Annotated in this window: 2 protein-coding genes and 1 pseudogene; all 3 read right to left on the bottom strand. The window is 67.6% G+C overall.

Annotation, left to right across the window (positions count from 1 at the left end; translation table 11 throughout):
• Positions 1-675: 675 nt before the first annotated feature.
• Positions 676-852 carry a hypothetical protein gene (locus ACWDRB_RS67705; protein WP_449912857.1) on the bottom strand — a complete coding sequence of 59 codons (177 nt, stop codon included), beginning with the start codon at positions 850-852 and terminating at the stop codon, positions 676-678.
• Complete coding sequence (locus ACWDRB_RS67700) at positions 852-1358, bottom strand: pyridoxamine 5'-phosphate oxidase family protein (protein ID WP_449912854.1); 507 nt, start codon at positions 1356-1358, stop codon at positions 852-854. The genes ACWDRB_RS67705 and ACWDRB_RS67700 overlap by 1 nt, the downstream gene beginning before the upstream one ends.
• A 328-nt stretch (positions 1359-1686) precedes the next feature.
• Positions 1687-2228, bottom strand: a pseudogene (locus tag ACWDRB_RS67695) (hypothetical protein); the annotation flags it as partial.

Genomic DNA, 2228 nt, shown 5'->3' with positions numbered 1-2228 from the left:
GTGGGCGGCCGCTCACCCTGGCTACGAACGACGCGGCCCGGATACGACACCTCCGGTCGATAATTCCCGGCCGATTCCGCCGGGCAGCGTCGGGGCGTCACCCGGACTTGGTTGCCGCTCGGTCGCTGCGGTCCGGTTGCCGGCTGGGCCAGGCTCGGTCCGTGCTCACCACAGGTCATGTCGGCCATCCGTCTGCGTAGAGAGCCCACGTTCGCAGGTTCGGACGTACGCCGATGAGCCTGGACCAGCGGGAGCTGCCGCGACACCGTTCCTTGAGGCGGCGAACAGCCTCCAACGACTACGCTGGTTGGCAGTCCCTATCGGTGGTAAGGGGCGTCCCGTCGGAGACCCTGAGACTGACTTCACGCCAGGCCTCGTCGCTGGCGGCGAGTTCCCGTGCCGCCTGCTGCGCCAACGGCACGGCATCGGCGCCGAGCAGCAGGCGTAGGGGGGCATCGTCTCGGCCGACGATGTCTCGGACCACCTGGGCGACACGGCGCGCGCTCGTCGCCTCGTGACCGGAGGCGGCGCGCACCAGCTCGGCCGAACCACACCTTGGACATCGACACTCCTAGCTATTTGAGCGACTCGCATGACAAGCTCGGTACTCCGGTGGACACGCCCGCACTCGACATCGACGCCGGTGGTGCTCCCGATCGCCTTCGAGTGCCGTGGTCACCGGCCGGCATCTGAGGTCACCCGGTAGCGCAGGTGCGTGACACCGGGCGCATCAATCACCCGGGTCAGCTCGAACTCGATGCGATCAGCGCCGAACAGCCGCCGCCCGTCACCGAGGACGACCGGGATCAGGTGGATCTCCTCGTGCAACCGACGCCTGTCGCCGTCGAGCACTAGGCCGGATGGCGCCAGGGCATCACGGGCGCGCGGTGGTCGCCGGCGAGGCCGTGCAGGGGGCACGGCTGGCGCGGCTCGCGGGGGCAGAGCACGAACGCCTCGCTGATCGTCGCGCGATACAGGCGCCACGCCGCCGGTGCGGTGACGTCCTCGAGCGACACGGTTGCCCCACCCCGGGTGGGGTCTCCGGGGAAGATCTCGATACCGCGCTCCAGGTCACGGCCGGTCAGCTCGGCGGCAGTGCCGGACAGGTACACCGCCCGGCCATGGTAGGCCGGCACCGTCGAGTCGAAGATCACCATGCTCAGCCTGGGACGCGCGGCGAGGTTACGGGAGTGCTGCGTGTCGGGGCTGGACACCCAGAAGATCTCGGCGTAGTCGGCGGTCGCGAAGTAGACGGGCGATGTCCACGGGATGCCGTCGGCGTCGGCGGTACCGAGGACCACGTACAGGTTGGCGTCCATCAGGCCACGGGCGTGGGCGTCCAGATCGACGTCGGTCATGACGCCGGCCCCTGCTGGACCCGGTGGATAACGGTCATCGGGGCCTCCGTGGCGCGTTCGGTGGTATTGCGTCGAATACGGTAGGCAGAGTGTTGGTGGCGGCGATCGGCTCTGTTGGGCCGGTCTGCTGGCCAACTCGCGGGCGGATACCGCTCTTGAGCAAGCAACGGTGTCCAGTGGATCGAGAGCTCGTCCATGATGGTCACCCCGCATCCGGGAACACGGTCGGGTTGGGCATCGTGACCTCCTTGCTCGACGGTGTACAGCCAGTCTGGCGGGCGGCACGCATCTGGACATCCGTGCTGAGCACCGAGCCGCTACGGAACGGTCACTGACGTACGCCATCCTGGTAGGCGTGTGGATCCGGTGGGAAGGTGCTCTGGTACCTCGCGATGTCCCTGGACGGCTTCGTGGCAGTGCGGCAAAGGCGGTCATCAAAACGGCTCGCCCAGTTGGACGCCTCGAGGGCGATGCGGCAAGCCGAGTACTTACCAGTTCGGCGCAGCAGTTCTATCCGGACGACGGTCTCGGCCGGAGGAGTGGCGGAGGGCTGGCAATGCGGGACACTCGGGCGATCCAACAGCATGGTCTCGCCATAACGACGGTGCCTCGGCGATGCGGACGTGGCAATGTCGCGGGCAGGGGTTCCGGCCGCGCGCGGATACCAGCCGGCCCTGCGGTAGGCGGCCGACAGCGTGACCAGCTTGTTGACCAGTGTCGGGTGCCGGAGTGCGAGCTGCAGGGCGACCCCGCCGTATTCCGGTCTCACACCTATACGAGTAAGTCCGAAGTTCTTGGGCGGTAGCCACCAATGGGGAAGGGCCTCGTTGATCGTTTTGTGACGAACGACATCGAGACCCTTCTTACTGC

Source organism: Nonomuraea sp. NPDC003707, assembly GCF_053587055.1.
This window is presented reverse-complemented; position numbering and strand designations above follow the sequence as displayed.

Excerpts from the sequence above, each read along its gene's own strand:
- ACWDRB_RS67700 (WP_449912854.1), bottom strand. The coding sequence starts at position 1,358 with ATGACCGACGTCGATCTGGACGCCCACGCCCGTGGCCTGATGGACGCC.